The organism is Sphingomonas sanguinis, from assembly GCF_001476905.1.
GTDB lineage: Bacteria > Pseudomonadota > Alphaproteobacteria > Sphingomonadales > Sphingomonadaceae > Sphingomonas > Sphingomonas sanguinis_B.
In genome coordinates this window covers 36173-61706 of the sequence record NZ_LDTE01000124.1, presented here as the reverse complement: position 1 = coordinate 61706, position 25534 = coordinate 36173, and the positions used below count along the sequence as shown (strand labels likewise).

Annotated in this window: 21 protein-coding genes, 1 tRNA gene, 1 pseudogene and 2 riboswitches; of the genes and pseudogenes, 13 read left to right on the top strand and 10 right to left on the bottom strand. The window is 65.9% G+C overall.

Annotated features, from left to right (window positions below; all coding sequences use genetic code 11):
- The 3 genes and pseudogenes from cobN to SB4_RS16755 form a co-directional block, all read right to left on the bottom strand.
- Window positions 1-510 (bottom strand): annotated as a pseudogene (cobN, locus tag SB4_RS16765) (cobaltochelatase subunit CobN); the annotation flags it as partial.
- A 5-nt stretch (window positions 511-515) separates the two neighbouring features.
- Entirely contained in the window at window positions 516-1553 is a 1038-nt protein-coding gene (cobW, locus tag SB4_RS16760; RefSeq protein WP_058753482.1) for a cobalamin biosynthesis protein CobW, read from the bottom strand.
- A 181-nt stretch (window positions 1554-1734) separates the two neighbouring features.
- Window positions 1735-1933: riboswitch (cobalamin riboswitch) on the bottom strand.
- Between the two features lie 22 nt (window positions 1934-1955).
- Complete coding sequence (locus SB4_RS16755; RefSeq protein ID WP_058753481.1) at window positions 1956-3011, bottom strand: HoxN/HupN/NixA family nickel/cobalt transporter; 1056 nt, start codon at window positions 3009-3011, stop codon at window positions 1956-1958.
- A 172-nt stretch (window positions 3012-3183) separates the two neighbouring features.
- Window positions 3184-3383, bottom strand: a riboswitch (cobalamin riboswitch).
- Window positions 3384-3490: 107 nt separating this feature from the next.
- Between SB4_RS16755 and SB4_RS16750 the strand changes: the two genes are divergently transcribed.
- Window positions 3491-4048 carry a septal ring lytic transglycosylase RlpA family protein gene (locus SB4_RS16750; protein ID WP_058753490.1) on the top strand — a complete coding sequence of 186 codons (558 nt, stop codon included), beginning with the start codon at window positions 3491-3493 and terminating at the stop codon, window positions 4046-4048.
- A 314-nt stretch (window positions 4049-4362) separates the two neighbouring features.
- Here SB4_RS16750 and SB4_RS16740 read toward each other — a convergent pair whose 3' ends face one another.
- Both SB4_RS16740 and SB4_RS16735 read right to left on the bottom strand, forming a co-directional pair.
- Window positions 4363-4809, bottom strand: a complete 447-nt coding sequence (locus SB4_RS16740; protein WP_058753489.1) for a hypothetical protein — start codon at window positions 4807-4809, stop codon at window positions 4363-4365.
- A 202-nt stretch (window positions 4810-5011) separates the two neighbouring features.
- Window positions 5012-5088 (bottom strand) — tRNA-Pro (locus SB4_RS16735).
- A gap of 192 nt (window positions 5089-5280) precedes the next feature.
- Between SB4_RS16735 and yajC the strand changes: the two genes are divergently transcribed.
- Genes yajC through SB4_RS16715 form a run of 4 tightly spaced genes read left to right on the top strand, consistent with a single transcriptional unit; the run spans window position 5281 to window position 8613 of the window.
- Entirely contained in the window at window positions 5281-5613 is a 333-nt protein-coding gene (yajC, locus tag SB4_RS16730) for a preprotein translocase subunit YajC (protein WP_058717106.1), read from the top strand.
- Between the two features lie 4 nt (window positions 5614-5617).
- Window positions 5618-7222, top strand: a complete 1605-nt coding sequence (secD, locus tag SB4_RS16725; RefSeq protein ID WP_058734311.1) for a protein translocase subunit SecD — start codon at window positions 5618-5620, stop codon at window positions 7220-7222.
- Window positions 7223-7238: 16 nt separating this feature from the next.
- A complete protein-coding gene (secF, locus tag SB4_RS16720) occupies window positions 7239-8219 on the top strand; it encodes a protein translocase subunit SecF (protein WP_058753480.1) in 981 nt (326 codons plus the stop codon).
- A 10-nt stretch (window positions 8220-8229) separates the two neighbouring features.
- Window positions 8230-8613 (top strand): Mth938-like domain-containing protein, encoded by a 384-nt coding sequence (locus SB4_RS16715; RefSeq protein ID WP_058753479.1) that lies wholly within the window; start codon window positions 8230-8232, stop codon window positions 8611-8613.
- Here the strand turns inward: SB4_RS16715 and SB4_RS16710 are convergent.
- Window positions 8595-9782: a glycosyltransferase gene (locus SB4_RS16710; RefSeq protein WP_058753478.1), complete on the bottom strand. Its 1188-nt coding sequence runs from the start codon at window positions 9780-9782 to the stop codon at window positions 8595-8597. The two genes, SB4_RS16715 and SB4_RS16710, sit on opposite strands and share 19 nt — an antisense overlap.
- A 243-nt stretch (window positions 9783-10025) precedes the next feature.
- Here SB4_RS16710 and SB4_RS16705 point away from each other — a divergent pair, with 243 nt between their 5' ends.
- Window positions 10026-11471 carry a S41 family peptidase gene (locus tag SB4_RS16705; protein ID WP_082670256.1) on the top strand — a complete coding sequence of 482 codons (1446 nt, stop codon included), beginning with the start codon at window positions 10026-10028 and terminating at the stop codon, window positions 11469-11471.
- A gap of 69 nt (window positions 11472-11540) precedes the next feature.
- Here the strand turns inward: SB4_RS16705 and SB4_RS16700 are convergent, their stop codons facing one another.
- Window positions 11541-12365, bottom strand: coding sequence for a pirin family protein (locus SB4_RS16700; protein ID WP_058753477.1), 825 nt, complete (start codon window positions 12363-12365; stop codon window positions 11541-11543).
- 206 nt (window positions 12366-12571) lie between these two features.
- Here SB4_RS16700 and SB4_RS16695 point away from each other — a divergent pair, with 206 nt between their 5' ends.
- The 7 genes from SB4_RS16695 (at window position 12572) to SB4_RS16665 (ending at window position 22963) form a co-directional block, all read left to right on the top strand.
- Window positions 12572-13510 carry an outer membrane protein assembly factor BamD gene (locus SB4_RS16695; RefSeq protein ID WP_058717112.1) on the top strand — a complete coding sequence of 313 codons (939 nt, stop codon included), beginning with the start codon at window positions 12572-12574 and terminating at the stop codon, window positions 13508-13510.
- A gap of 324 nt (window positions 13511-13834) precedes the next feature.
- Window positions 13835-15499: a DNA repair protein RecN gene (gene recN / locus SB4_RS16690; RefSeq protein WP_058753476.1), complete on the top strand. Its 1665-nt coding sequence runs from the start codon at window positions 13835-13837 to the stop codon at window positions 15497-15499.
- A gap of 90 nt (window positions 15500-15589) precedes the next feature.
- A complete protein-coding gene (locus tag SB4_RS16685) occupies window positions 15590-15823 on the top strand; it encodes a hypothetical protein (protein WP_153006298.1) in 234 nt (77 codons plus the stop codon).
- A 93-nt stretch (window positions 15824-15916) separates the two neighbouring features.
- Window positions 15917-18055 (top strand): NAD-dependent DNA ligase LigA, encoded by a 2139-nt coding sequence (ligA, locus tag SB4_RS16680; protein WP_241488665.1) that lies wholly within the window; start codon window positions 15917-15919, stop codon window positions 18053-18055.
- Window positions 18056-18359: 304 nt separating this feature from the next.
- Window positions 18360-20909 carry a TonB-dependent receptor gene (locus SB4_RS16675; RefSeq protein ID WP_058753474.1) on the top strand — a complete coding sequence of 850 codons (2550 nt, stop codon included), beginning with the start codon at window positions 18360-18362 and terminating at the stop codon, window positions 20907-20909.
- A gap of 126 nt (window positions 20910-21035) precedes the next feature.
- Window positions 21036-22169: a sensor histidine kinase gene (locus tag SB4_RS16670; RefSeq protein ID WP_058734316.1), complete on the top strand. Its 1134-nt coding sequence runs from the start codon at window positions 21036-21038 to the stop codon at window positions 22167-22169.
- Complete coding sequence (locus SB4_RS16665) at window positions 22166-22963, top strand: LytR/AlgR family response regulator transcription factor (RefSeq protein ID WP_058753473.1); 798 nt, start codon at window positions 22166-22168, stop codon at window positions 22961-22963. The genes SB4_RS16670 and SB4_RS16665 overlap by 4 nt, the downstream gene beginning before the upstream one ends.
- 132 nt (window positions 22964-23095) lie before the next feature.
- Here SB4_RS16665 and queE read toward each other — a convergent pair whose 3' ends face one another.
- The 3 genes from queE to SB4_RS16650 form a co-directional block, all read right to left on the bottom strand.
- Window positions 23096-23728: a 7-carboxy-7-deazaguanine synthase gene (gene queE, locus SB4_RS16660; protein ID WP_058753472.1), complete on the bottom strand. Its 633-nt coding sequence runs from the start codon at window positions 23726-23728 to the stop codon at window positions 23096-23098.
- Window positions 23729-23732: 4 nt separating this feature from the next.
- Entirely contained in the window at window positions 23733-24428 is a 696-nt protein-coding gene (gene queC, locus SB4_RS16655; protein WP_058753486.1) for a 7-cyano-7-deazaguanine synthase QueC, read from the bottom strand.
- A 197-nt stretch (window positions 24429-24625) separates the two neighbouring features.
- Window positions 24626-25477 carry an ABC transporter permease gene (locus SB4_RS16650; RefSeq protein WP_058753471.1) on the bottom strand — a complete coding sequence of 284 codons (852 nt, stop codon included), beginning with the start codon at window positions 25475-25477 and terminating at the stop codon, window positions 24626-24628.
- Window positions 25478-25534: the final 57 nt, after the last annotated feature.

Sequence of the window (25534 nt, the reverse complement as noted above, 5' to 3'; positions counted from 1 at the left end):
GGGTTGGGGAGGGGCAAGAGTCACAGGCGAGGCGGCCCGCGCCAACTCCCCTAACGCCATCGCCGCCGCCTGCGCACCACCTACGTCGCACAGCGCCGTCAACCGCCGCACCATGTCATCGCCCACGGTCGACGCCACCATCAGCCGCCGGTCCTCACGCCCATCCGCCGCCAGCACCGCCAGCGCGATGCCCTTCTCCCGCGCCAGCCGCTCGACCTCGCGCAGGCCGTATTCCCAATAGGCCGCCCCGCCGATCAGCCGGATCAGGATCGCCTTCGCATGCACCAAAGTCTGCTCGACATAGGTGTCGACCGACAGCGGATGGACCAGCGCCGCCAGATTGGCGAGCCGCAACGACCAGGGGAATCCCCCCGCCCGCCAGCCCGCCGCAAAGGCGCTGAGGTCGCTGTCGGAGAAGGACAGCACGACCACGTCACCGGGGCGCTGCCCCAGATCCTGCGGAACCGCCTGTTCCTCCAGCCCATGGCTCTCGCGAAAGACGAGATGCACCGGCCTTAGCCCTTCAGCACGGCCTCGATCGCGGGACGGTCGATCCGGTCATGCTCGGCGATGACGACCAGCTGCGTGCCGCGCGGCTCGCCCGCGCCCCAAGGGCGGTCATAGGTCGTGCGGACCCGGCGGCCGACCGCCTGGACCAGCAGCCGCATCGGCTTGCCCGCGACTGCGGCATAGCCCTTTACGCGCAGGATATCCTGCTGCTCGGCCAGCGTGACGATCCGCGCGGCGATCGCCTCGGGGCTGTCCACCTCGCCCAGCATCACCGAGATGCTGTCGAAATCGTCATGCTCGTGATCGTCCGCGCCGTCATGGTGCGAGGGGCGCGCAGCGATGTCGTCCTCGGCGGCGGCTTCCAGGCCCAGCACGATCTCGGCGGAGACGATGCCGTCGACCGCTTCGACCATCGGCAAGGGGCGCGGCGCCTCGGCGGCGATGATCGCGCGCGCCTTGGCGACACCCTCCGGCCCGGCGAGGTCCGCCTTGGTCAGCAGCACGATATCGGCACAGGCGAGCTGGTCCTCAAACACTTCGGACAGCGGGGTTTCATGGTCCAGGCTGGGATCGGCGGCGCGCTGGGCCTCGACCGCGTCGAGATCTGGGGCGAAGCGGCCCGCCGCGACCGCTTCGGCATCGGCCAGCGCGACCACGCCGTCGACGGTGATTCGCGAACGGATGGCGGGCCAGTCGAACGCCTTCAACAGCGGCTTGGGCAGCGCCAGGCCCGACGTCTCGATCAGGATGTGATCGGGGCGCGGCTCCATCGCCAGCAGCTTTTCGACCGTGGGGATGAAGTCGTCGGCGACGGTGCAGCAGATGCAGCCATTGGCCAGCTCGACGATATTCTCCGCCGGGCAATCGGGAATGGCGCAAGACTGGAGGATGTCGCCGTCGACGCCCAAAGTGCCGAATTCGTTGACCACCACCGCCAGGCGACGGCCACCCGCATTGCGGATCAGATGGCTGATGAGCGTGGTTTTCCCCGCGCCCAGAAAGCCGGTGACGATGGTGACGGGGACCTTGGAGAGGTCACGCATGATGTTTCTCCGACGCGCCGGACGAGCGAGCGCAGACGCGGGGCCGATCGCCGGAGCGGTGACGAACGGGCGCGCGACATGCGTCCACCCCGCTGAACCGGCGACCGATGCGGCCCCGGCCGCATGGCTTCGTCGCTCTCCGACGGAGAACCGTGCCCCGACCACCCCCTGGGTCCAGGCAAGAGCGACCATGACGCCGGCAGGTCTCCTGGCTCGCGGGTCAAAGCGAAGGGATGCGCCTTCCCGGATCACTCCAGTGGCCGTGCCCTCATCGGAGCACCAGCATCGCTCGCTCACCGCTTACAGTTGCAGGGACAGCCGGGGATTTGCACCCCATTCCCGTTAAAGCCCTTGCGGGCACCGGCGCGATCTTCGGGGGATTTCGCCCCCGATGCGCGGCATTTATCCCGCCGCGCCGGGCTTGGCAATTCGCGCCTCCATCGCCGCGAAGCCGCGCCAGCGATAAAGGAGGAAGCTTGCGCCCCAGCAAAGGACGAACAGCCCGACGATGGCGAAGCCCAGCACGTTGAAATGTTCGGACAGCGCCGCTGCATAGCGGAACGGCCCCGCCGTCCAGCCGAACCGCTCGGCCAGCAGCGCGGTCGCCTGGATGCCGCCGATCACCAGCGCGACCAGCGCGGAGACGAGGGTGATCGTCATATTATAATAGAGTTTGCGCAGCGGATGGACGAAGGCCCATTCGTAAGCGCCGAGCATCACCAGCCCGTCGGCGGTATCGATCAGCGCCATGCCGACCGCGAACAGCACCGGGAACACCAGGATCGTCGCGAGCGACACGCCGTCCGCCGCGTGCGAGCCCGACAGGCCAAGGATCGCCACCTCGGTCGCGGTGTCGAAGCCCAGCCCGAACAGGAACCCGAGCGGCGCCATATGCCAGCTGCGCCGGATCAGGCGAAACAGCGGCCGGAACAGCCGTGACAAAGGCCCCTGCCCCGAAAACAGCATGTCGGCATCGGCCTCCGCCATCGGCTCGCCGCGCGCGACACGGCGGAAACGGGTCCAGACATCGCGCAGGATGATCAGGTTCATGATCGCGATGGCGAACAGGAAGCTGGCCGAGACGATGGTCGCGATCGTGCCACCGCTCTGCCCAAACGCCTCGAAGTCGGACAGCGTGCTGGCGGCGAGCGCGACCGTCGTCGCCGCGATCAGCACGATGGCGGAATGGCCGAGCGCAAACCACAGGCCGACCGCGATCGGGCGCTGCCCGTCCTGCATCAGCTTGCGGGTCACATTGTCAATGGCGGCGATATGATCGGCATCGACCGCATGACGCAGCCCCAGGCTATAGGCGAGCAAAGCGGTGCCCAGCATCAGGCTGTTGCCCGCAAAGACGCTCAGCGCCCAACCCCAGACGGCGATATTGATGACGACCAGCGCCCCCATCAGCAGGGTGACGCGGCGCTTCAACGATGGTCGGGCGGAAACTTCGGACATGGACGGATCACGCTTTTAGGGCGCCGTTGCGACTCGGGCAGACCTTTCCGCTGTCGCGGCGGTTCCCCAGCTTCGGCGGGCGCACGCCGGGCCGGGTTCCGATTCAGGTCGCCCCATGGCGTCGCTCGCATGATACAATATATCCTAGCCATGACCATCCCCTGGATCGCGGCAAGAGCGACTCGCATCGGCAGGTCTCCTGGCTCGCGGGTCGAAGCGAATGCGATGCAGCCTTCCCGGAGCATGTCTCCAGTGGCCGTCCTGATGGACCAGCATCGCTCGCTCACCGCTTACAGTTGCAGGGACAGCCGGGGCCTTGCACCCCATTCCCGTTTTCAGCCCCAAGGGGGCACCGATGCGATTGATCGGACCGGCTGAAAGCCCGCCCTGCCCGCACGCTACTATGCGGCCAATCGAGGCGCAAACCGCTTTATCGCGCGCGCCGCGCGGCCTAATCGGGCGTCATGGTTTGGAAAGCGATGCGCCGATGGACCCCGGCAGCGGCGGCCCTGCTCGCCGCCTGTTCGGGCGGGAATTACCGGCCGGTCAGCGACTATCCGGTGCGGATCGGCAAGCCCTATACGGTCCGCGGCATCACCTATGTCCCCGCCGAGGACGCAACCTATGACATGCTGGGCTATGCCAGCTGGTATGGCAGCGAATCGGGCAAGCGCACCGCGAACGGCGAACGCTTTCGCCCCGGCTGGGCGACGGCGGCGCATACCACCTTGCCCCTGCCCAGCTATGTCGAGGTGACGGCGCTCGACACCGGGCGGCGGATCATCGTCCGGGTCAACGATCGCGGGCCTTTTGCGGGATCGTCGAGGATCATCGACCTGTCGCGCGGTGCCGCGGAGCAACTGGGCCTGCGCGCGGTCGGCAAGGCAGCGGTGCGGGTACGGGTCGTCGAGCCGGACGAAAAGGACCGCGAACGCCTGCGCCATGGCAAGGCAGCACGGCCCTTGCCGCCGGTCTCGGATGCGGTGAGGGCGAACCTGTTGTCGCAGGTTGCGGCGGCGGGGATGACAGTACGGTAGAGGCGGCGGCTTTCGCCCAGTTGCGGATGCCCCAAGCGTAGGTACACTAATGTCGTGCTGTGGCTCGCGATCACCCTTACTCCGATCATACTGCTGGTATTCTGGCTTCCGGCGCTGATCCTTTGGTCGCCCATCTATGCGCTCGCCCTATGGCGCGCTCGGAAGAACGGCATGCGACGCCTAGTGTGGCTTTGGGCGTGGATCGTTCCTGCCACCCTAACGGTCTTGGTCCTCGGTTTCACCGGCTTCATTGGTGACGTGCTTGGCTCGGTATAGTCGTTTATGCGTGTCCGCTTTTCACCCACAGCAGACATTCACCCCCAGAGTCGTCCACACAGAAATATGGCAAGCTCTCTTGCGTGCTGTCCCCAGTGAAAGTGATGAAGCCGAAAGGCGAAGTGAGCGTCATCAATGCTCACATTCTCTGCAAACCAAAGCACTTCGCGCATATCGAGCGTTAGGTCGGCTAGATCATCGATGGCGTCCGCCGTCATGAGCGCGTCATCAAGCGATTTGGTTGGGTCGGCTACGGGATAATACCCGTAAGCCGGGAAGCGTTCGGCCACTTGCTTGTAGAGGGACGGGCCATCCTGTCGCGGCGCATCGATCTCGGCGTCTGTGGCATCGCCATGTGGCGTCTCATGGTAAGCGGCGACAAGCCGATCCAACGCGCTGAGCAAGGCTTCATCGCTGGGAAGTTTTTCACCCCAGACAGTCGCCAAAAAATGCTCAGCGGCAGCGATGGCTTGCGAACGGTTCATGCACACATGCTCGCACGCAGGCGCAGTCATCTCAATGTCCGCTTTCCACCCAAAATAGCCGCCATTCAGCTTGGATCGCTTTGGTCCGCCATGAAGCCAAACCTCCCGCGCTTCACTCCACGGTGAAAGCAGAATACGCCAGGAACGAAAAAAGCGGGCTTTCGCCCGCTTCGTCGCCTTACCACCGATGTCAGTAGAAGATTGGTCGGGGCGACAGGATTCGAACCTGCGACCCCCACACCCCCAGTGTGATGCGCTACCAGGCTGCGCTACGCCCCGACCGAGCGGCGGCCTTTAGGCGGGTTGTTCGGGACATGCAAGCCTTGATGTGCAGATAGTCGGCACCCCACATCGGCGTCTCCATTGCGCCTGTCCGCCTGCGATGGTAGCGGGCAGGCTATCCGACATGGGGGCTTGTCGATCGTCATCGGTCGACCGGTGCCCGTGCCCATTCAGCATAGACGGGTCCGAATGTTCATTCCCTTCACCGCCCAGGCCGCTTCCGGGGCCGCATCCAGCGGAGCCGCCTCGTTCCTGAGCCTCGCGCCGCTGCTCCTCGTTTTCGTCGTCTTCTATTTCCTGATGATCCGCCCGCAACAGCGCCGCATGAAGACGCTGCAGGCGTCGATCGAGGCGGTCAAGAAGGGCGATCAGGTCACCACGGCGGGCGGCATCGTCGGCAAGGTGACCCGCGTCGAGGACCAGTTGGTCGAGGTCGAGATCGCCCCGAACGTCCGCGTTCGTGTGGTCAAGGCGACGCTGACCGACGTCATCGACCCCACCGCCAAGCCCGCGAACGACTGATCCCATGCTGGATTTCCCCCGCTGGAAGGTCGCTTCCATCGTCGCGTTTCTGGCGGCCCTGTGCCTGCTGGCGATCCCGAGCTTCCTGCCCGAGAGCATGACGGACACATGGGGGGCGATCCCCCATCCGCGCGTCAGCAAGGGCCTGGACCTGGCGGGCGGCAGCTATCTGCTGCTGGAAGCGGATACCGATGATCTCGCCAATTCGCGGCTGGAGACGATGCGCGACCAGGTCGCGGCCGAGATGCGGCGCGGCAATCCGCGCATCGACATCGGTGACATCTCGGTCCGGGGCGGCCAGCTCAGCTTCATGCTGCGCGATCCGTCGCAGGTCGATGCGGCCCGCGAGCGGCTGCTGTCGATCACCGGCGGCGGTGCGGGCCTGACCGGCCAGCGCGAATGGGACATCTCGGTCGTCGACACCTCGCGCTTCGTGTTGAAGCCGACCCAGGCGGGCCTGACCCAGGCGATCGACACCGCGATGAAGACCGCGACCGAGGTCGTGCGTCGCCGTATCGACGAACTGGGCACCAAGGAGCCCACCATCCTGCAGCAGGGTACCAACCGTATCGTCGTGCAGGTGCCCGGCCTCCAGAATCCGCAGGCGCTGAAGGATCTGCTCGGCAAGACCGCCAAGCTGGAATTCAAGCTGGTCGACACCACCGCGAACCCGGCCGACCTGCTGAAGGGCAATGCCCCCGCCGGTAGCCAGGTCCTGCCCTATCCGGGCAATCCGCTGGGCATTCCGGTGATCGCGGTGAAGCGTCCGGTCGTCATTTCCGGCGACCAGCTGATCGACGCGCAGCAGACCTTCGACCAGCAGACCAATGCGGCACAGGTCGCCTTCACCTTCGACGGACAGGGTGGCCGCAAGTTCGCGCGCATCACCCAGGAGAATGTCGGCAAGCCCTTCGCGATCATCCTCGACAACAAGGTGATTTCGGCCCCGAACATCGAAACCCCGATCCTGGGCGGTCGCGGCGTCATCAACGGCAACTTCACCGCCCAGTCGGCTAACGAACTCGCCATCGCGCTGCGCTCAGGCAAGCTGCCGATCGACCTGAAGGTCATCGAGGAACGCACCGTCGGCCCCGACCTGGGCGCCGACTCGATCCGCGCGGGCATCCTGGCCTCGGCGATCGCGGCGGTCGCGGTGATCGTATTCATGGCGGTCACCTATGGCCGGTTCGGCATGTATGCGAACCTGGCGGTGGTCATCAACGTGCTGGTCATCCTGGCCGTCATGGCGATGATCAAGGCGACACTGACCCTGCCCGGCATTGCGGGCTTCATCCTGACCATCGGCACCGCGGTCGACGCCAACGTGCTGATCAACGAGCGTATCCGCGAGGAACGCAGACGGGGACGAAGCGTCGTCCAGTCGGTCGAGCTGGGCTACAAGGAGGCCAGCCGCACGATCTTCGAGGCGAACGTCACCCACGCGATCTCGGGCATCATCATGCTCGTGCTCGGCTCGGGCCCGGTCAAGGGTTTCGCGGTCGTGCTGCTGATCGGCATCGTGACCAGCGTGTTCACCGCCGTCACCTTCACCCGGATGCTCGTGGCGCTATGGTTGCGCCGCGAAAAGCCCAAGACCATCAACATTTGAGGCAGGAGAACAGATCATGCGCCTCCTGAAACTCGTCCCCGACAATACGAACATCGACTTTGTCCGCCTGCGCGGCTGGGCGTTCGGGCTGACGCTCGCGCTCACCCTGCTGGCGGTCGGGGTCACGTTCGCCAAGGGCCTCAATCTGGGCGTCGACTTCGTCGGCGGCCTGATGATCGAAGAAAAATTCCCCAATCCGCCGTCGGTCGACCGGGTCCGTTCGGTCATCGACGGGCTGGGCGTCGGCGAAGCCAATATCCAGACGGTCGGCGACGGCCGGACCATCAGCATCCGCCTGCCCGCCCCCACCTCGAACGACGATGGCGCGACCAATGCCGTCGTCCGCAAGGTAGAGGCCGTGCTGGGCCAGCAATTCCCCGGCGCGACCTTCAGCCGTTACGACACGGTGTCGGGCAAGGTTTCGGGCGAGCTGATCAAGCACGGCGTGCTGGCGGTGGTGCTGGCGGTGCTGGGCATCGGCCTGTTCGCCATCTTCCGCTTCGAATGGCAGTTCGGCGTGTCGACGATCGTCGCGATCGTCCACGATCTTCTGGTGACGCTGGGCTTCTTCGCGGTCACCCGCTTTGAAGTCGACCTGACGATCATCGCGGCGTTCCTGACCATCATCGGCTATTCGATCAACGACAAGATCGTCATCGACGACCGCATCCGCGAGAATATGCGCCGCTATCGCAAGATGGACATGCGCGAGATCATCAACCTGTCGGTGAACGAAACGCTGCCGCGCACGGTCATGACCTCGGTCACGATCCTGCTGGCGCTGATCGCGCTGCTGCTGCTGGGCGGCCATGTGCTGCGCGGCTTCACCGCCGCGATGATCCTGGGCATCGTGGTCGGCACCTATTCGTCGATATACGTCTCGTCCTCGCTGCTCATCACGCTGGGCCTGCGCGCCGAGCCGAACCGCGAGAAGCCGGGCACCACCGACAAGCGCAAGGTGTCCGACGCCGAGCGCATCACCCCGCGCGAGGGCTGAGTCGCCCATCATGAGCGACTCGATCCGCATCACGCGCGATCCGACCGCGCCCGGCCCGATCGTCCGTGGCTTTGCCGCCACGGGCTATCGGGTCGGCGAGATCGCCTATCCGGCGCTGCTCCTCGCGCCCGACTGGCATGAGCCCTGGAGCCCCCCGCCCTTCGACTTGCTGACCGCCGGAGCGGTGGCCGCGCTGGTCGACGAGGCGCCCGAATTCCTGCTGCTCGGCACCGGCGCCACCCTGCGCCGCGCGCCCGCCGCCTTCGTCGCCGCGCTGGAAGCGCGCGGCCTGGGCGTCGAGGTGATGGACAGCCGCGCCGCCGCCCGCTCCTGGGGCGTGCTGCGCGGCGAAGGTCGCAAGATCGTCGCTGCCCTCTACCCGCTCGACGCCTGACCTCTTACCGCCACCAATTCCGCTAAATGCGAGTGCAGTGCCGCTGCATTGGCCGTCCAGGTAAAGTCGCGCACCGCCGCGCGGGTCGCCCACGGATCGGGCGGTTGATCGAGCAACTCACGAATGGCAGTGGCAAAGGAGTCTGGGTCGGCTTGCGCGATCCGGCCCGCCGCCCGGCTGGTCACGACATCGGCCGCGCCGCCCGCCGGGGTAATGACGGCCGGCGTGCCGCAGGCGAGCGACTCGACCCAGGCATTGGCGAGTCCCTCCGACACCGAGGCCAGCGCCATGACGTCCGCCGCGCCCAGCCACTCGGGCAGGTCCGCGTGCGGCACACCGCCGATCAGCCGGACCCGTTCCGCCACCCCCGCTCGTTCGGCGCGGGCGATCAGCGCGGCACGCTCGGCCCCCTCCCCGATGATGACCAAGGTGACGCCGGGCAGGCGCGCAACCGCATCGATGACCACGCCGTGCCCCTTGCGCGGGATCAGCGCCCCCAGCGAGATGACGAGCGGCCCGGCGACGCCCAGCGCCTGTTTGGCCGCCGCCCGCTCGATCGGCTGGAAGCGGGCCTGGTCGACGCCGGTGTGATGGACGCGAATCCGATGCCGTGACACGCCCAGCGCAGCCACATCCTCGGCCATCGCATCGCTGACCGCCAGCAGGCCGTCCGCCTGCGTCGCCGCTCGCGCGACCTGGCTGCGCGTGGCGGACATGCGGCCCCAATGATGAATATCGGCCCCGCGCGCCTTGATCGACACGGGCACGCCATATCGCCGCCCCAGCGCCACCGCTGCTGGACCATCGGGAAAGAAGAAGGATGCGTCGATCACGTCGAACCGCTGCTCGTCGCGCAGCCGGTCGAGTACGGGAACCAGCGCCCGGCGTAGCGCCATGACGTGAAACCGTCCGCCCGTGCCGGGCAGGGTCGTGAAGCGCGGCCGCGACACGTCCAGCCCGTGCCAGTCCTCCCGCTCGGGCAGTGCGGCCTGCGCCCGGAAACGCGCGGCCCCCGCCAGTGGCCGGATGGGCAGGCCGATCGGCGCGACCACCCGGACCGAGACGCCCGGCCGCGACGCCAACGCCGTGGTCTGCCGTTCGACGAAGATGCCAAAATTGGGCCGAGTCGCGTCGGGAAACAGGCTGGACAGGGTCAGGACATGCATCATCCGCTCTTCCGATCCCCATCACCGCCTACGGCCCGCTTGGCCGAGCTTTGTTCGTAACCGCCCCGGACGATGATCGCCACGATGTTTGCGCGTCAGCATCGTCTTGTCAGCACCGGATACGTCATGGCAGCGTAAGATTGTCGATCGATGATCGACACCCGCTCGAATCGTTCATGCGCCGGACAGTTCGACACGGACACATTGACACGGCGGGATGCGGTCATCCCGTTCGAGGGGGTTTTCATGAAGCAGATGGGACGGTTCGGCGCGCTTTTGGCTTTGACAGCCATGCTGGCAGGTTGCGGCGATGGCGGCGGCGGCGGCAGCAGTGGTGGCGGCCAGATCGCATCCGGCGGTGGCGGCGGCGGATCGACGGCGGTGGCGGGATGTTCGCTGCGCGACCGCCAGAACTGGGTGCTGGCCCAGATGAACGAATGGTATCTCTTCCCGGAGACGCTGCCGACCAGCCTCGACCCCAGCCAATATACCAATATCAGCGACTATATCGACGCGCTGACCGCGACAGCGCGCGCCCAGCGCAAGGATCGCTATTTTACGCACATCACCTCCATCAAGGAGGAGGACGCCTATTACAATTCCGGCTCGGACGCCGGATTCGGCTTTCGCCTGACCGCCGACTCGACCCAGACCAAGCTGATGGTCGCCGAATCCTTCGAAAGCGGTGTCGCGCTCGCCGCCGGGATCGATCGCGGAACCGAGATTCAGGGGATCGGCACCTCCAGCTCGACCATCCGCTCGATCTCGGACATCGTGCGCGCAGACCAAAATAACGGAATCGAAAACGCACTCGGGCCCGATACGGCGGGGACCACCCGCGTGCTGCGCGTCGCCGATCCGTCGGGCAATGTCCGCAACGTCACGCTGACCAAGGCCAGTTATACCATCCAGCCAGTCTCGCCCAATTACGGCACGCAGGTGATCGTCGAAAACGGCCAGCGTTACGGTTACATAAATCTGCGCACTTTCATCAGCACCGCCGATCCACAGCTGCGCGCCGCCTTCGCGACCTTCAAGCAGCAGGGGATCACCCAAGTGATCGTCGATCTCCGCTATAATGGCGGCGGCGCCGTCAATATCGCCGACCTATTCAACAACCTGCTCGGCGGCGCGCGTCAGAAGACAGACGTGCTGGGATATGTGACGCTGCGTCCCAGCAAGTCGGCGCAGAACGAGACGGACTATTTCGCGCCACAGCCCGAATCGATCGCGCCGACCCGCATCGCCTTTATCGGCACCGGTGGCACCGCCTCGGCGAGCGAATTGGTCATTAATCGCAGCTTGCCCTACATGGGATCGAACAGCGGCCTGATCGGCGCCAATACCTATGGCAAGCCGGTGGGGCAGATCGGGCTCGACAATGCGGCTTGCGACGACCGGCTGCGCGTCATCGCCTTTGCCTCCCAGAACGCCAATCGCCAGGGCGATTATTATGACGGACTGGCCAGCCGAATGAGCGCCACTTGCCAGGCGGGGGACGACCTGACCCGCAAGATGGGCGATCCGCAGGAAGCCTCGACCCGCGCCGCGCTGAACTTCCTGCAGGGTAAGAGCTGTACACCGATCAGCACATCGTCGTTCCGCGCACTGTCAGTCAGCGACGGCCCGCGCAAGCTGGTTCAGCCGAACAACCCCTCGCCCGCGCAGCGGGACGTGCCCGGGCTATTCTAAACCCGCAATCTCGTCCGAAGGACCGCCCTCCCTCTCCCACCCGGGAAGGGAGGGTGGTGCCCTCAACTCTTACAGCCGCTGCGTCCCCGCATAAGCGAACAACGCATCGCCATCGGCCGACAGGGTGATCGTCTCGGTGCCCGTCACCGTCAGGCACTGGCCTGCCTGGAACGCGACGCCTGCGACTTCGCCCGAACCGGTGATCGGGATCAGCCAAGCCGTCCGGCCCTCGGGCAAGGTCACCGCATGTTCGCCCGCCGCCCAGCGCTCGAGCACGAATTTCGGCCCCTCGACCAGGATATCGCGTCCCTCACCCGCCGGGCCCGGCGAGACGATCGGCTGATACGGGGTCAGATGCGCGACATCGACACCGTCCTCCAAATGCAGTTCGCGGTCGCTGCCATAATCATACAGGCGATAGGTAGTTTCGCTATTCTGCTGCACCTCGATCACGGTCAGCCCCGCGCCGATCGCATGGATCGTGCCCGAGGGGGCGTAATAGAAGTCGCCTTCCTTCACCGGCACCCAGTCGAGATCGGCCTCGACCGAGCCGTTCCGCGCATCGGCCCGCAATTGCTCCTTGGTCATCGGTGCCTTGGGCCCCAGCGCGATGGTCGAATCGGGCTCGGCGGTCAGGATCGTCCAGCATTCGTCCTTGCCGCGCGGCAGGCCACGGGCCTGGGCCTGTTCGTCGTCGGGATGCACCTGGACCGACAGCTTCTCGCTGGTGAAGAGATATTTGATGAGCAGATCGGGCGAGGTGTCGCCAGGCTCCTGGAACCACACTTCGCCGATCGGCGCACCATCGGCCGGAGCATCCTCGAACCCGGGATACAGCGTGTGACGCCCCCAGGGCTTTTCGACGCGGTGGGTGTGGAGCAGCGTGGCGGGCATGGGTCGTTCAATCCTTCCGATCGGGCGACGGTGAAACCGTCGGTGCGCCGGGCCGTTCCGCCCCGCAGTCCGCCCGGTCATCGTCGCGCCCGCCCATGCCGCGAGCCGATAGCCGAAGGCAAGCCGTTCCGCCCGCGAATCCGTCGTGATGCCATGTGCGCGGAAGGACTGTTCCCCGCCCCAATGCTGCGCTAAGGACATGCGCGATGCGTAACCCCCGTTCCCGTGCGCTGTCGCTGGCGCTCATCGCCGCCATGGCCCTTCCGATCGCGGGTTGCGCCCGCAACCGTACCCGCACCGACCTGCCTTATGTCGCGCGCGACGTGGGCACGCTGTACACGGCCGCCAAGAACCGGCTGGACCAGCACCGCTACAAGGAAGCGGCGCTGCTGTTCGACGAGGTGGAGCGCCAGCACCCCTATTCGATCTGGGCCCGCCGCGCACAGCTGATGAGCGCGTTCAGCTATTATCTCGGCCGCGACTATACCCAGTCGATCCAGTCGGCGCAGCGTTTCCTGTCGGTTCACCCCGGCAATCGCGACGCGCCCTATGCCTATTACCTGATCGCGCTCGGCTATTACGAGCAGATCCAGGACGTGACCCGCGACCAGAAGATCACCCGCCAGGCGCTGGACGCTCTGGGTGAGCTGATGCGCCGCTATCCCAATTCCCGCTATGCCGCCGATGCGCGACTGAAGGTCGATCTGGTCAACGATCACCTGGCGGGCAAGGAGATGGAGATCGGCCGCTTCTACGAGGACCGCCATCAGTGGCTGGCCGCGTCGATGCGCTTCCGCACCGTCGTCGACAAGTATCAGACCACCAGCCACACGCCCGAGGCGCTGATGCGGCTGACCGAGACCTATCTGGCGCTGGGCGTCCGCCCCGAGGCCGAGCGCGCCGCCGCCGTGCTGGGCGCCAATTATCCGGGCAGCGACTGGTACAACCGCGCCTATAAGCTGATGCGCGAATATCCGGTGCAGCCGATCCCCGCGATCCAGCCGGGCCAGCCCATCGTGCCGACCGGCACGCCGGGCTCGGTCAATATCGGCCAGCCGGGTGGCGGCGGCGGCACCGTGACGCCCAGCGCCGCCGCGCCGGGCCGCCCGACGCCGACCGGCAACAACAGTTCGCCGACGGGATAAAATTTCTACGTCTTTTCTTCTCTCCCCTGGATAGGGGAGAGGGTTAGCGGAGCTTGCCAGCCTGCTGGCTAGCGCAGCTTGGGTGAGGGGTTGAGCGAGCTTTGGGCTCGCGCTCGCTTATGCGAGCATCCACCCCTCACCCAGCTACGACTAAGCCTTTGCTTTCGCAAAGCCTAAGTCTGCGCAACCCTCTCCCCTCTATGAGGGGCGAGGGAAGGAATTGGCTTCGCTGTCGGTTGGCTGCACGTGTCGCCCCGAACAAATCGGGATCATTTTCGCCGCGGGGGATAACATCGCGCGGCGTTTGCCTTTATATCGCGCGCCATGCTGACCGCGCTGTCCATTCGTGATGTCGTCCTGATCGAGGCGCTGGACCTCGATTTCGGCCGTGGCCTGGGCGTCCTGACGGGCGAGACCGGGGCGGGCAAGTCGATCCTGCTCGACGCGCTGGGCCTGGCGCTGGGGGGGCGCGGCGATAGCGGACTGGTCCGCCACGGCGCGGGGCAGGCGATCGTCACCGCCAGTTTCGAGCCCCCCGCCCCCGACAGCCGCCTGTCGCTGATCCTGGACGAGGCGGGGATCGAGGTCGAACCCGGCGAGCCGCTGATCGTGCGCCGCCAGGTCAAGGCCGATGGCGGTAGCCGGGGCTTCGTCAACAGCCAGCCCGCCTCCGCCGCGTTGCTCCGAGAGATCGCGCCCTTCCTGGTCGAGATTCACGGCCAGCATGACGATCGCGGCCTGCTGAACCCACGCGGCCACCGGATGATGCTCGACAGCTTCGGGCGGATCGATACCCATGCGGTCGGGATCGCCTGGGCCGCCTTGCGCGAGGCGGAGACCGCATTGGCGACCGCCCGCGACGAGATCGAGACGGCGGCGCGCGACCGCGAATGGCTGGAACATGCGGTCGCCGAACTCACCAAGCTCGCCCCGGAGCCCGGCGAGGAAGAGACGCTGGCCGACCGTCGCCGCACCATGCAGCGTTCGGAAAAGATCGCGGGCGAACTCGGCGCGATCGACGAGCATCTGCAGGGTTCTGACGGCGCGTTGGCGGGCCTGCGCCAAGCCGCCCGCGTGCTGGAGCGTATCGGCGAGGACCATCCGGCGCTGGCCGACGCGCTCGCCGCGATCGACCGCGCGGTGATCGAGGCATCGCTGGCCGAGGAGCGGCTGGTCGAGGCGCAGCGCGAGCTGGCCTATGACCCCCGCGCACTGGAGGAGGACGAAGCGCGCCTGTTCGAGCTGCGCGGCATGGCGCGCAAGCACCGGGTCCAGCCCGACGATCTGGCTGCGCTGACCGAACAGCTGCAGGGGCGGCTGGAGCGGCTCGATGCGGGCGAGGAAGGCATCGGACGGCTGGAGGCGGCGGTCGCGACTGCCCGCGCCGCCTATGACAAGGTCGCCGCGCAAGTCTCGACAGCCCGGGCCGCCGCCGCCGAGCGGCTGGACCAGGCGGTGAAGAACGAGCTTGCACCGCTCAAGCTCGACGCCGCGCGCTTCCGCACCGTCGTCGCGCCGGTCGAGTCGAGCGGCTGGTCGGCGGCGGGCAAGGACCGGGTGGAATTCGAGATTTCGACCAATCCCGGCGCCCCCTTCGCGCCCCTGATGAAGATCGCCAGCGGCGGCGAATTGTCGCGCTTCATCCTGGCGCTGAAGGTTGCGCTGGCCGAGGAAGGCGGCGCATCCACCATGATCTTCGACGAGATCGATCGCGGCGTGGGCGGCGCGGTCGCCTCGGCGATCGGCGACCGGCTGCATCGTCTGGCCCAGCGGACCCAGCTGCTCGTCGTCACGCACAGCCCGCAGGTGGCGGCGCGCGGGGCCGCGCATCTGCTGATCGCCAAGAGCCATGACGGCACCGTCACCCGTACCGGCGTGCGCCGCCTGAGCGAGGTCGAGCGGCGCGAAGAGATCGCTCGCATGCTGTCCGGCGCGACCATCACCGACGAAGCGCGCGCCCAGGCCGACAGACTGTTGGAGTGCCACTGACAATTAGTGGAAAATTATTTTATACGTGATACGCGATTGTGGTAAGGCGCAAGCGCCGGAACGTTTTCGTGATCCCATTGGACCTAACCGATGCTGAGCCGACTCACTTCTTCTCCCATGCCGCCCAGCGCAAACGATATGACCGCATTGCTGGCGGGGCTTCAGTCCTGTCTGGCGCTGGCGGACAAGCTCGATCTTTCTCGCGTCGCGATCCATATCGACGAGGCGCGCTGCTGGCTCCTCGAAAATGGCTGCGACGTCAATGAGCTGCCCTGCGCGACGCCGAAATCCTTCATGCCGTCCGGTGCCGCCCCCCTATCCTGACCCGGTGTGGGCCGGCACATTGCCGGGCGTCCTGACGTCCTTCGCACGCCGCCATCTTGATCCCGCGACCGGGGCTGGACTAGCACGGGCCGCGTGACGCCCCAGCCCCCCCTGCCCCAGACCGATCTCGAAGCCGCCGCCGAGCTGAACAGCCTCGCCCGCGAGATCGCCCATCACAACCGCCTCTATCATACCGAGGATGCGCCCGAGATTTCGGACGCAGACTATGACGCGCTGGTCCGCCGCAATAGCGCGATCGAGGCGGCCTTCCCGCACCTGATCCGCACCGACTCGCCCAATACCCAGGTCGGCGCTGCCCCCGCCGCCCATCTCGCCAAGGTGCCGCACGCCCGGCCGATGACCAGCCTGGACAACGCCTTTACCGACGAAGAGGTCGAGGAGTTCGTCGCCCGCGTCCGCCGCTATCTGAAGCTTCCCGAGGACGAGCCGGTCACCCTGACCGCCGAACCCAAGATCGACGGCTTGTCCTGTTCGCTGCGCTATGTCGACGGGCGGCTGGTCCAGGCGCTGACTCGTGGTGACGGCGCGATCGGCGAGGACGTGACCGAGAATGTCCGCACCATCGCCGACATCCCCCAGACTCTGCCCGCCGACGCGCCGACCGTGTTCGAGGTGCGCGGAGAGGTTTATATGAGCAAGGCCGATTTCGCCGCGCTCAACGCCCGGCTGGCGCAGGAAGCGGCCGAAACGGGCAAGGAGGCCCGCCAGTTCGCCAATCCGCGCAACGCCGCCGCCGGTTCGCTGCGCCAGAAGAACCCGGCGATCACCGCCGGGCGTCCCTTGCGCTTCCTGGCGCATGGCTGGGGCGAGGCGAGCGACGTGCCGGTCGACACCCAATTCGACATGGTCGAGGCATGGCGCCGCTGGGGCTTTCCCATCGCCGACGCCTTTGCCCGCGTGCCCGATGCCGCGGCGGCACTAGCCATCTATCGCACCATCGAGGCGCAGCGTGCCGACCTGCCTTTCGATATCGACGGCGTGGTCTACAAGGTCGATCGGCTCGACTGGCAGGCGCGACTGGGGATCGTCGGACGCACGCCGCGCTGGGCGATCGCGCACAAATTCCCGGCCGAGCGCGCCCAGACCACACTGGAGAAGATCGACATCCAGGTCGGCCGCACCGGTGCGTTGACTCCCGTCGCCCGGCTGGAACCGGTGACGGTCGGCGGCGTCGTCGTCACCAACGCCACGCTGCACAATGCCGACGAGATCGAGCGGTTGGGCGTGCGCCCCGGCGACCGCGTGGTCCTGCAACGCGCAGGGGACGTCATCCCGCAGATCGTCGAAAACCTGACCCGCGACGTCGCCAGAGAACCCTTCGTCTTCCCCGACCACTGCCCTGAATGCGGCAGCCTGGCGACTCGCGAGGAGGGCGAGGTCGTCATCCGCTGCACCGGCGGGCTGATCTGCCCGGCGCAACGCGTCGAACGCCTGATCCACTTCGTCTCGCGCCACGCCTTCGACATCACCGGACTGGGCCTGGTGCGGGTCGAGGAGTTCTTCCGCGACGGCCTGATCGCCTCGCCTGCCGACATCTTCCGCCTGCACCAGCACCGCGAGGCGCTGATCCAGCGCGAGCGCATGTCCGAGCTGGTGGTCGACAAGCTGCTTGCCGCGATCGATGCGCGGCGTGACATATCGCTCGACCGCTTCCTCTTCGCGCTCGGCATCCGCCATGTCGGCGAGATCACCGCGCGCGACCTGGCCCGCCGCTTCGTCTCGATGGCGGGCTTCCGCGCGATGATCGACGCCGCGCTCAAGGTGCGCGCCGACACCGTACCCGCACTGGGAGAACCCGACCGCAAGTTCGAGCTGCGCCGCCAGCGCGCGATCGTCGCGGCGATCGACACGCCGCAGATCGGCCCGGAAGTCGCCGACGCGCTGCTCGACTTCTTTGCCGAGGCGCATAACCGCGAGGTCGTCGACGACCTGCTCAGCGAGGTCACGCCCGCCGACACCGTGCACCAGACCCGCGAGTCGGAGGTGACCGGCAAGACCCTGGTCTTCACCGGCACGCTCGAAACCCTGTCGCGTGACGAGGCCAAGGCCCAGGCCGAAGCGCTGGGCGCGCGCGTGTCGGGATCGGTCTCCGCCAAGACCGACCTGCTGATCGCCGGACCGGGCGCGGGGTCGAAGCTGAAAAAGGCGCAGGACCTGGGCATCCGGGTGATCGACGAAGCCGCCTGGAACGCGCTGGTCGCGGCCAGCTGAGCATGGCCAGATCGTGACTTTGGCGTCACGATCCGGCCCCGGGGCGGGCCGGACCAGCGAGGGTAGGACGACAAGCGCAGCCCGCCGCAATCGCTAAAAATTACACCGCCAGAAGAGCGAGATAGTAGCGTTACCGCTCCCATTACCGTTGCCAAACTGCAACGCCTCGACACGGAGTGAACCACCCCCTGTCGCAAGCGTGAACTTTGTAACATAACGGCAATGTTCGTAGCGCAGGGGCACGCTCAACCGAGCCGAAAGACGGCCGGACCGCGCCGCTTCGCGCGCGAAAAGGGGACCATTTATGCGCACTACTCTGCTTCTGGGCACGGCTGTCGCCGCGCTCGCCTTTCCTTCGGTCGCGTTCGCCCAGTCGACCGGCTCGGCCGAAGTCGAAGACGTCGTCGTCACCGGCCAGCGTGGACCGGCCAGCGTCAACGGCATCCAGATCCCGGATACGCCCAAGGCGAAGGCCGTCATCACCCAGGAGCTGATCGATCGCCGCGCGCCGGGTCAGTCGATCCTCGACACCATCAACCAGATTCCGGGCGTCAGCTTCACCAACTCGGATGCTTATGGCTCGTCGGGCGGCCAGATCCGCATCCGTGGCTTTGACGGCAACCGCATCTCGCTGACCTTCGACGGCATTCCGCTGAACGATTCGGGCAACTACGCCATCTACTCGAACCAGCAGCTCGACCCCGAGCTGATCGAGCAGGTCAACGTCAACTTCGGCGCGACCGACGTCGACTCGCCGACCGCCAGCGCCTCGGGCGGCACGGTCAACTATCGCTCGCTGATCCCGACCGACGATCGTCATGCCGTTGCGGTCTATTCGCACGGCACCAACGACATGAACCGCGTGTTCGGTCTGTTGAACCTGGGCCAGCTGACCTCGTTCGGCACCAAGGCATGGGTGTCGGCCAGCAACCAGCGCTACAACCAGTTCCGCGGTCCGGGCGAAATCCACAAGAGCCAGTTCAACGGCAAGATTTATCAGCCGATCGGCAGCAACGGCGACTTCATCTCGCTGGCCGCGCACTATAACGAAAACCGCAACAACTTCTACAGCAACCCCAGCCTAGGCAACATCCGCACCGTGCTCGGCACCGGCGTGGTCCCGACCACCGGCATTTCGCCCGCCACGCCCTATACGCTCGATCTGAACCGCGATCAGTATGACACGGTGTTCAACAACACCTCGTCGCTGTATCGCTACGACGCCACCTGCACCCTGCCCTCGGGCAATGCAGCGCGCGGCAACAACACCACGCAAGACGATCGCAGCACCTGCGGCAACTACTACGGCTACAACGCCAACCCCTCGAACACCGGCAACGTCCGCCTGAACTCGCGCTGGACGCTCAGCGACAAGCTGCTGTTCACCTTCGACGGCGCCTATTCGTTCACTCGCGCCAATGGCGGCGGCACGGCGGTGTTCTCGGAGCGTGATGGCTTCCTGCAGAACGTCTACACCAACCAATATACCCGCGTCGGTGCGGGCATCGCGGCGGGTGCCGATCTGAACGGCGACGGCGATGCGCTGGATTATGTCCGCGTCTACTTCCCGTCCAACACCCGGACGCAGCGCTTCACCGCGATTGCGGGCCTGCGCTACCAGATCAACGACGACAACCTGGTGCGTATCGCCTATACTTGGGACCGCGCGCGTCACCGTCAGACCGGCGAAGCCAGCCTGCTCACCCCGTGGGGCGATCCCCGCGAGCCGTTCAGCGCTCTCGACGGCGAAGGCCCCTATGCGGTCAAGGATGCAGCGGGCAACGTGCTGAACAAGCGCAACCGCCTGTCCTATGCAATCCTTCACCAGATTTCGGGTGAATATCGCGGGTCTTTCTTCGAGGACCGCTTCAAGCTGGCCATCGGCCTGCGCGCGCCGTTCTTCCGCCGTAACCTCAGCAACTATTGCTGGACGATCGCAGGCAGCTCGAACGACGCCTATTGCACGTCGCAGACGGCGGCACAGGTTCGCGCGCTCGATGCGACGCTCCCCAACGTTACGCTGGCCGCGCCGTATAACAACCGCGTCGAAACCTACAGCGCGGTGCTGCCCAATGTCGGCTACACCTACAACTTCACCAGCACGCTGGGCATGTTCGGCAGCTACTCGAAGGGCTATTCGGTGCCACGTACCGACAACCTGTACGGGTTCGACTCCGTCGAAATCTCGCCGGTTGCGGCGGTGAAGCCGGAAAAGACCGACTCGTTCGATCTGGGCCTGCGCTACACCTCGCGCCTGATCCAGGCGCAGGTCGCCGGCTGGTACATCAAGTATGACAACCGCATCATCTCGTCGCTGGTGCAGCTCGATGGCGGCGGCACGCTGAGCATCGACCGCAACGTCGGCGCGACCAAGACCAAGGGCATCGACGCCAGCCTGGGCATCAACCCCAGCAAGCACTTCTCGATCTACGGCTTCGTGTCGTACCTCGACTCCGAACTGCTCCAGGATGCGATCAACCCGCAGACCGGTGCGGTGCTGGCCGCGACCAAGGGCAAGTTCGTCGTCGAGACGCCGAAGTGGCAATATGGCGGTCGCGCCCAGTTCCGCTTCGATCCGGTCTCGTTCGGCATCCAGGCCAAGCATACCGGCGACCGTTTCGTGACGGACGTCAACGACTTGATCAGCAAGGGCTATACCCTGGTCGATCTGGACGCGCGGTTCAGCATGGCTTCGCTGGGCCTGAAGGACACCTTCTTCCAGCTGAACGTGTCGAACCTGCTGAAGGAGCGTTACTTCGGCAACCTCAGCACCGGCACCACCAACACCAGCACAACGCGCTACACCTTCGGCGCGCCGCGCACCTTCATCGGGTCGATCCACTTCGGCTTCTAAGCCGAGGCGTAAGAGACGACCTTCGGGGCCGCCCCTCCTTCGGGAAGGGCGGCCCTTCTTTTTTGCCCCTTCCCCCAATCTTTGCCCTTGCCCCTCAGGCCGTGTAGACGTCACCCGGCCATGGCCATGAACTCGCCCGTCGCGACCTCCTCCGCTTCGCCCGCCGCCACCGATCAACCCTCGGTCCGGCCGTTTTTCGAGAACAAGGCGCGCGCCTTCTGGACGCTGCAGGCGGTCGGCTGGTCGGGCTATCTGGTCCAGCGATCGGTCGTGGGCGTGTCCAACGGCTTTTCGCTCGAGAAGATCATCCCGATCATCATCGAGGCGATCCTGGGCTATTGCATCACCCTGCTGCTCTCGACGCTGTACGGCTATTACCGCCGCATCCCACGCCTGATGGGCGTGTTCCTGACACTGGCCACACTAGCCGCCGCGACCTTCCTCTATGCCGCGCTCAACGCCTTTTCCTTCTCGTTCATCACCACGACGCAGCCGGGCGTCACCGTCTCGCTGCTGCTCGGCAACCTGTTCATCACCTTCGAGGTGCTGGCGGGCTGGTCGGCGCTGTATTTCGCGATCAACTATTATCTGATCGTCGAGAGCCAGATCGATGAGATGCGCGCGCTGGAGCTGCAGGCCTCGACCGCGCAGCTGGCGATGCTGCGCTATCAGTTGAACCCGCACTTCTTGTTCAACACGCTCAATTCGATCTCGACGCTGGTGCTCCTGAAACAGACCGAGCGGGCGAATGCGATGTTAAGCCGGCTGTCAGCCTTCCTCCGCTACACGCTGGCGAATGAGCCCACGGCGCATGTGACCGTGGCGCAAGAGGTTGAAACGCTGAAACTCTATCTCGAAATCGAAAAGATGCGCTTCGAGGATCGCCTGCGCCCGAGTTTCGAGATCGACCCGCGGGCCGAACGCGCGCGCCTGCCCTCGCTGCTGCTGCAACCGCTGGTCGAGAATGCCATCAAATACGCCGTCACGCCGCAGGAGGAAGGCGCGGAAATCCGCGTCGATGTGCGACTGGTCGGGCAACGGGTGCGGATCGCCGTATCCGATACCGGCCCCGGCTTGCACGAAATCCGCCATTCCTCAAGCGTTTCGACCGGCGTTGGACTGTCCAATATCCGCGAACGGCTGGCCCAGGCTTATGGCCCGGACCACCGGTTCGAATCCCGCTCCGCGCCGGCTGGAGGCTTCTCGGTCGAGATCGAGATCCCCTTCCAGCTTGAGAATGTGAACAGAGAGGCCGCATGACCATCCGCACCATCCTCGTCGACGACGAGCCCCTGGCGATCCAGGGACTGGAGATCCGTCTCCAGGCGCACGAAGACGTCGAGATTATCGAGCGCTGCTCGAACGGGCGCGAGGCGATCCGCGCGATCAAGACGCACAAGCCCGACCTCGTCTTCCTCGACATCCAGATGCCGGGTTTCGACGGCTTTTCGGTGATCCAGGGCCTGATGGAGGTCGAGCCGCCGCTGTTCGTCTTCGTCACCGCCTATTCCGACCATGCCCTGCGCGCGTTCGAGGCGCAGGCGGTCGATTATCTGATGAAGCCGGTCGAGGAGGCGCGGCTGGCCGACACGCTCGACCGCGTGCGCCAGCGGCTGAACGAGAAGCGCGGTGCCGGCGAGGTCGAGAAGCTGAAGGAAGTGCTGGCCGAACATGCCCCCGACGCAGTGACCGACCTGAACGAAGGCGGCGAAGTCGCAGCGAGCCGGTTCGAGAAGCTCATCAACATCAAGGACCGCGGCCAGATCTTCCGCGTCGATGTCGACACGATCGAGATGATCGAGGCGGCGGGCGACTATATGGTCATCAACACCGGCGACAATTCGCTGGTCCTGCGCGAGACGATGAAGGACTTGGAAAAGCGGCTGGACCCGCGGCGCTTCCAGCGGGTGCACCGCTCGACCATCGTGAACCTGGACTTGGTCAAGCAGGTCAAGCCGCACACCAATGGCGAATGCTTCCTGCTGCTGGAATCGGGCGCGCAGGTGAAGGTGTCGCGCAGCTACCGCGACGTGGTGGCGCGGTTCGTTCATTGACTCTTATTCCTCCCCGTTAAGGGGAGGTGGCAGGCCGTAGGCCTGGCGGAGGGGTGTCCCGCTATCGAGAGGGGGACACCCCTCCACCATGCTCCGCATGGTCCCCCTCCCCTTACAGGGGAGGAATGGAATTTACCGCAGCCCCAGCATTTTGTGCGTCTGGAGCGTCAGCCGCCAGCGCGGGCGCTCCATCACCATGGCAATACACACCTCGCGGTTTTCTTCCGCCCGGGGATCGTCGAGCGGCTGGAGCAGATGGTTCGCAAAGTCCCATCCCTCGACCTCGGCCGGGTCGATTCCCGCCTGCGGCCAGACCAGCTTCAATTCCTGCCCGGAACGCTGGACGACCTCAGACCCTGCCTTGGGGCTGATGCACACCCAGTCGATGCCCGGATGCGCGGCGATCGTGCCGTTGCTCTCGATCGCGATGAAGAATCCCGCGGCGTGGAGGGCATCGACCAAGGCATCGTCGACCTGGAGCATCGGTTCGCCCCCGGTCAGCACGACGAAGCGTTCGTTCCGCGACTCGCCCCAGAAGCCCTCGACCGCCGCGACCAGTGCATCCGCATCGGCGAAACGCCCACCGCCCAGGCCATCGACACCGACGAAATCGGTGTCGCAGAAGCGGCAGATGGCGCTCGCCCGGTCCTGCTCGCGGCCCGACCATAGGTTGCAGCCCGCAAAGCGCACGAACACCGCGCGCCGCCCGGCCTGCACGCCTTCGCCCTGGAGCGTCAGGAACATTTCCTTGACGGCGTAGCTCATCGGCTCAGCCCTGCGGCTTGACCGCATAGGCGGTGGGATCGGGGATGCCCGCTTCCTCGAAACCCTTGGACCGCAGGCGGCAGCTGTCGCAGCGGCCGCAATGCAGCCCGCCCGGTGCCGGGTCGTAGCAGGACCAGCTCAGCCCCATGTCGACGCCCAGCCGCGTGCCTTCGCGCACGATATCGGCCTTGGTCATGTGCTGGAGCGGCGCGTGGATCTTGAACGGCTGGCCCTCGACACCCGCCTTGGTCGCGATCTCGGCCAGCCCCTCGAAGGCGGAAATGAACTCGGGCCGGCAATCGGGATAGCCCGAATAGTCGAGCGCATTGACGCCGATGAACAGGTCGCGCGCGCCCGCCGCCTCGGCCCAACCCAGCGCCAGGCTGAGGAAGATCGTGTTGCGCGCAGGGACATAGGTGACCGGAATGCCCGGCTGCACGCCGTCCTTGGGAACCTCGATATCGGCGGTCAGCGCCGATCCGCCGAAGGCGGACAGGTCGAGCGGCAGGATGATGTGCCGTTCGGCGCCCAGTTCGTGCGCGACTCGGCGGGCGGCGGCGAGTTCGATCTGGTGGCGCTGGTTATAGTCCACCGAAAGGGCGAGGATGCGGTAGCCTGCGGCCTTGGCCGAGGCAGCGGAAATCATCGAGTCCAGCCCGCCCGAAACGAGCACGACCGCCATGGGAGCAGAAGATGTCATGATGCTGCCCGCGCTACGCCGATTGGCGCGCGGTTGCAATGCCAGGGATCATGGAGGGAAGAAGCGGCGGGACGGCCAAGCCGATCCCGCCAAGGACCTGACCGGGCATGCTGGACCCGGGCGAGGGAGATTCCGCTGCTGAAGCAGAGCCCTCTTTTAGCAACAGGACGGTTAAAAAACGGAAAAGCTGATCCGTTTCAGTTCTTCAGCTTCCAGCCCTTGCGCAGCAGGACGTAGCAGAGGATCGCCATCACGATATCGATGCCGAGCACGACGAACCCGCCCAGCGTCACCGGCGAGTCGGCGAGGCCCAGAAAGCCATAGCGGAAGCCCGAAATGACATAGAAGAACGGGTTGGCATGGCTGATCGCGCGGAAGGCGGGGGCCAGCCCGTCGACCGAGTAGAAGGTGCCCGACAGCAGCGACAGCGGCACCACCACGAAGTTGGTGACGGCGGCGGCATGGTCGAACTTCTCCGCCCAGATCGAGGTCAGCACGCCCAGCAGCGCCAGGAACACCGAGCCGAGCAGACCGAACCACAGCACCGCGAAGAGCGCGTGCGGCGTGACATGCACTCCAGGCCAGATCGCCATCGCCGCCCAGACGGTCACCCCGACCAGCACCGCGCGCGTCACCGCGCCACCGACAAGCGCGGCCAGCAGCTCGGCGGTGGAGAGCGGCGGCATCAGATAATCGACGATCGTCCCCTGGATCTTGCCGACCAGCAGCGAGAAGCTGGCATTGGCGAAGGCATTGTTCATCATGCCCATCACGATCAGGCCCGGCGCGATGAAATCGGCGAACGGCACCTGCATGCCAGCGACCGGCACAGCGTGGCGGCCACCCAAAGCGGTGGTGAAAATGATGAGATAAAGAAGCGTGGTGACCGACGGAGCCCAGATCGTCTGGAGCTGCACCTTGAAGAAACGGCGCACCTCCTTGATATAGAGGGTTCTGAGGCCGCCCCAGTTGATGTTCCGAATGACGGGCTCACCGGGGGCGGCACGCACCGCCGAGTGGATTTCACCGAGGGGGGGCTGGCTGCTCATCGCCATAGCGCGTAACGGTTGCCGTGGCCGCCCGCAACCCGGTACGATGACTGGCGG

Bases quoted from the DNA above. Each gene is read 5' to 3' on its own strand.
- cobW (WP_058753482.1), bottom strand. From the start codon at position 1,553: ATGCGTGACCTCTCCAAGGTCCCCGTCACCATCGTCACCGGCTTTCTG.
- SB4_RS16755 (WP_058753481.1), bottom strand. From the start codon at position 3,011: ATGTCCGAAGTTTCCGCCCGACCATCGTTGAAGCGCCGCGTCACCCTG.
- SB4_RS16750 (WP_058753490.1), top strand. From the start codon at position 3,491: ATGCGCCGATGGACCCCGGCAGCGGCGGCCCTGCTCGCCGCCTGTTCG.
- SB4_RS16740 (WP_058753489.1), bottom strand. From the start codon at position 4,809: ATGAACCGTTCGCAAGCCATCGCTGCCGCTGAGCATTTTTTGGCGACT.
- yajC (WP_058717106.1), top strand. From the start codon at position 5,281: ATGTTCATTCCCTTCACCGCCCAGGCCGCTTCCGGGGCCGCATCCAGC.
- secD (WP_058734311.1), top strand. From the start codon at position 5,618: ATGCTGGATTTCCCCCGCTGGAAGGTCGCTTCCATCGTCGCGTTTCTG.
- secF (WP_058753480.1), top strand. From the start codon at position 7,239: ATGCGCCTCCTGAAACTCGTCCCCGACAATACGAACATCGACTTTGTC.
- SB4_RS16715 (WP_058753479.1), top strand. From the start codon at position 8,230: ATGAGCGACTCGATCCGCATCACGCGCGATCCGACCGCGCCCGGCCCG.
- SB4_RS16710 (WP_058753478.1), bottom strand. From the start codon at position 9,782: ATGATGCATGTCCTGACCCTGTCCAGCCTGTTTCCCGACGCGACTCGG.
- SB4_RS16705 (WP_082670256.1), top strand. From the start codon at position 10,026: ATGAAGCAGATGGGACGGTTCGGCGCGCTTTTGGCTTTGACAGCCATG.
- SB4_RS16700 (WP_058753477.1), bottom strand. From the start codon at position 12,365: ATGCCCGCCACGCTGCTCCACACCCACCGCGTCGAAAAGCCCTGGGGG.
- SB4_RS16695 (WP_058717112.1), top strand. From the start codon at position 12,572: ATGCGTAACCCCCGTTCCCGTGCGCTGTCGCTGGCGCTCATCGCCGCC.
- recN (WP_058753476.1), top strand. From the start codon at position 13,835: ATGCTGACCGCGCTGTCCATTCGTGATGTCGTCCTGATCGAGGCGCTG.
- SB4_RS16685 (WP_153006298.1), top strand. From the start codon at position 15,590: ATGCTGAGCCGACTCACTTCTTCTCCCATGCCGCCCAGCGCAAACGAT.
- SB4_RS16675 (WP_058753474.1), top strand. From the start codon at position 18,360: ATGCGCACTACTCTGCTTCTGGGCACGGCTGTCGCCGCGCTCGCCTTT.
- SB4_RS16670 (WP_058734316.1), top strand. From the start codon at position 21,036: ATGAACTCGCCCGTCGCGACCTCCTCCGCTTCGCCCGCCGCCACCGAT.
- SB4_RS16665 (WP_058753473.1), top strand. From the start codon at position 22,166: ATGACCATCCGCACCATCCTCGTCGACGACGAGCCCCTGGCGATCCAG.
- queE (WP_058753472.1), bottom strand. From the start codon at position 23,728: ATGAGCTACGCCGTCAAGGAAATGTTCCTGACGCTCCAGGGCGAAGGC.
- queC (WP_058753486.1), bottom strand. From the start codon at position 24,428: ATGACATCTTCTGCTCCCATGGCGGTCGTGCTCGTTTCGGGCGGGCTG.
- SB4_RS16650 (WP_058753471.1), bottom strand. From the start codon at position 25,477: ATGAGCAGCCAGCCCCCCCTCGGTGAAATCCACTCGGCGGTGCGTGCC.